Origin of the sequence: Shewanella sp. SG44-6 (genome assembly GCF_014164185.1) — a bacterium.
Classification (GTDB): domain Bacteria; phylum Pseudomonadota; class Gammaproteobacteria; order Enterobacterales; family Shewanellaceae; genus Shewanella; species Shewanella vesiculosa.
On the sequence record NZ_JACJER010000220.1, the window covers coordinates 1 to 3682 of the forward strand.

2 protein-coding genes and 1 pseudogene are annotated in these 3682 nt (G+C 36.5%); all 3 read right to left on the minus strand.

Translation table 11 applies throughout. The annotated features are described in order from the left end of the window. Window positions 1–1095: 1095 nt before the first annotated feature. Window positions 1096–2844 carry a GGDEF domain-containing protein gene (locus H5185_RS21415; RefSeq protein ID WP_182743156.1) on the minus strand — a complete coding sequence of 583 codons (1749 nt, stop codon included), beginning with the start codon at window positions 2842–2844 and terminating at the stop codon, window positions 1096–1098. A gap of 6 nt (window positions 2845–2850) precedes the next feature. Then, window positions 2851–3063 carry a hypothetical protein gene (locus tag H5185_RS21420; protein WP_124016835.1) on the minus strand — a complete coding sequence of 71 codons (213 nt, stop codon included), beginning with the start codon at window positions 3061–3063 and terminating at the stop codon, window positions 2851–2853. A 329-nt stretch (window positions 3064–3392) separates the two neighbouring features. Next, window positions 3393–3682 (minus strand): annotated as a pseudogene (locus H5185_RS21425) (hypothetical protein); the annotation flags it as partial.

The window sequence follows — 3682 nt, forward strand, 5'->3', positions numbered from 1 at the left end:
GCTTAAACAAATCTATTTATAACCCAAATTTAAACAACTGTTTTAAATTTACGTTTACGTCAACGTTAAAAAATACAGCGGTAATGTCATTAAAAATGTGAGTTACGTCACCCGATCAACAAGTTCAGCTATATTGGTTTGTTTTAAATAAAGGTGAATTTTTTTTGAAAAAAATTAAAAACAATCACAAATGGGGCAATAGAGAACCAAAATGGTGCAATAGCAGAGGTTTATTGCAGTAATAGCCAAACAATGAAAATGGCATTGCAACTCATGATGATAGGAAAAACGGCCAAAATTCAGCTTGAGTTCGGGCAGAAAGTGACTTAAATAGTCGATAATTTACCGATTAACAATAACGAGACACAGAAATGAATCAAAGAGGGAGTGTGCTTGTTCGTCGTAGTCGTAATAACTTGGTAGAGTTGTTTTGAAGCAATTTGGTGCATAGGGTGTTCATTCTTAGCCCCTACTCTACTTAATAGAGATTATCTGTTTGGTAAGATCTTACCCGTTAACGAGCAGCAGAATATATCACTCGCCTCATATTATTCAGAACAGTCGCTCCTTCAAGATAAATTTTGCCGCAATATTTGCCGCAATATAAGGCAATTTTATATCTGCCGCAGTTTGTGAGACCAAATTATGGTTTATTCGTAAGCGATGGCGCTCTAAAAATTAGCCATAAACGCCACCAGAAGAGATCCGCTAAATGCTATTTGCTATTTGCTATTTGCTATTTAAATAGAATGTGTTTGTTGTAAGATATTACTCTCGATTGAGGCTCTATCTATATAATTTACAAAAGATTTTTATGTGAAAATGAAGTCGCTACATGGCGTAATAGCGATACAATTACCATCGTTTTTAACAATAAAATGTACAAAGAGTAAGATGACCTGGAGATGCTGCTAACCAAACACTAAAAAGTGCTTTTCAATTATACAGAAATTGAGCTTATACACTTCAAAGTAGCCTATTAACAACTATGTCATAGACTGCATTGCTGATAATGTGATGAGGTTGTAGAACACATGGTAGCTATCGAAGGGCTTGTGTGATGACTTTTGATGATGAACCCTGCTTAGCTGATGATTAAGGCTTCATGGTGTCGTCATAAGATATTACGCAGTTTCGACCATTATGTTTGGCTCGATAAAGGGCTAAATCAGCACGATGAATTAAAGGATCAAGGCTTAAGTCATCTTTAGTAACAGTGCTGACACCACAACTGACTGTGACCGTAAAATCGTGTCCAGAGAAACGAGTGTTAATATTGGCTACCTCATTACGAATACGTTCGGCAAAATCAACAGCCATATCTTCGGCTTGCTTTGGCATAAAGACAGCAAACTCTTCGCCGCCCATTCGGGTAAAAATATCTGTCGGTTTCAACATGCCCTCGATGACATTAGTCACTTTTTTTAATACCCAGTCACCTGTACCGTGGCCATATTGGTCATTAATATTTTTAAATAGATCAAGATCCATTAACACAACAGAGAATCTTTCACCTATTGTTTGAGCTTGAATAAATTCATTTTCCGCCATTTCTTGTCCAGTACGGCGATTAAAAATACCGGTTAATCCATCTCGCTGCGCTTGTTTCATAAATTGATTACGTTGCAGCCAAGCCGAGATCAATAACAATAATAAACCGACAGAAAGACCTACAAGTAAAGTAGAGAACATGATAGATGAACTTTTTTCCTTCATAAACAAATCTTTTTGTTTCATCAGTAACTCGTGATCTTGGATCAAACTGCTATTCTCACGGCTTTTTTCAACACTATCAAAGCGAGCCATTTGATAAGCATTTTCTTTGACTTTCTGCTCATCAAGCAGCTGCTGGCCAAGTGCAGAAGCGACAACTTGAAACTGGTATGCTTTATCAAATTGCCCGCGTTTACCTGCAATTAAAGAAAGAGTTTCGTTAACTCGTTTTTTCGCTATCATGTTACTAGGCTTATTAGGTAACGCATTAACCATTTGCGCATACATTTCAGCTTGTTGGTAATCGCCTAAATGAAAATAAATAACACTTAAATAAGACCTTATCTCATTGATCTCAACTTCAAATTTAAACTTTTGGTAACGCTCTAAAGCAACAAGATACAAACTTTCTGCAGCGGCATATTGTCCTTTATCAAACAGCACTGTAGCCAAGCCTCTAATAGACATGATTTCAATTAATGGCAGACCATGATCTTTACAATAAGCTTGAGTGTCTTTAAATAATGTATCCGCTTGGTCAAAATGAGCTAACTTTGAATGGGCCACTGACAGGTATAACATTGAATAACATTGATCTTTTGGGTCTTTACCTTGATTTAAATTCAGCGACAATTTTGCTATACGTAACATTTCATCATAAGCGCCCAGCTGCAAATACACATTCATCAGACGGTTATAAGACTTTATTTTGATACTTTGGTTTTGATAGTTATCAATACGAGAAAGATTTTCTTCCAGAAGAGAAAAGGCTTTTTGGTAGTTGCTAAGCCCAATATTTGCAGTGATTTTCAATAGATAAATATTGGTGAGTTCTTCACCAGTTGGACCGTCTATCAGTGCTTCATCGAAAGCTTTATCTGCTGCGACAAAATGACCTAAATAAAGCTCTTTGGAACCGACCAACCTATGTAGGCGGCTGTGTTGTGATGAGGTAAGTGACGATTCAGAGGCTAATACGGTTTCAATCTTTTTAATTGCATAACCAGTATCTGTCGCCAAATATTGTTCAATAGTATCGAGTTCTTTATCATAATCGATATTGTCAGCTATCGCCGCGCGGCTAAAAAGCAACACGATGATAATAAAAAAATACCTCGATGTATGATGCAAGAATAATTACTCTGTAGGGTTAGTTATAATCATGTACATAGCCATGTCTTTATCACCAACTAACTGGCTCACACGTGCTTTATCTCCCGACATTACAGCGTCAATCTCTTCTTGTGTTAATCCATTTGATTTCATGACAGCACGAGGATCAAGCTTATATGCTTCTAATAACAGGGCATTAGTCGCAAGCTCAGTAAAAAAGGCACTCATGTTTGACATATTGTCACTCTCTGTTTTAATAATTTTATTGTTAATTTATGGGCATAATGACATAACATCAGACAATTCAACACATAAAGTACATTCAACTGATTTAACTAGCTTTTTAAACTTGTGCGTACTTTACACTCAAGTCAGTTTAACAACAAACGCTGATAGTTGTTAACTTGTATCGGCTAACAATTTTAACAAAAAACTGACTATAAAAAAATTAACAATTGCAACTTCATCTTCAATTAATCTGCTGTCTATATCAGGTCAAGATATAAACCAAAACGTTCAGTGTAGAGCACGATTATGCCATATTATCTTTTAATGTTAACAGATACTTAACCTATATCTGATTCGGTAATACCTAACTTAGCCAACATCTCATGGTTTAATGTGATCTGTTTAGCTGGAGGGATCAATAGTGTGCTAATTGGGGTCAACCTAGCCTCAGGTAAAGACGACAAAGCCATGCGCTCGATTACTGGTGATTGAAACGGCAAATTTGCGGCTTCATATATCACCACTTGATGAGCAAGAGGATACCATTGAGTTAAGTGCTCAACCAAAATCTGTAACCTCGCTTTAGTGGTACTAAATTGAGTCAAAGTATGTTCACCCGCTAGGGCTA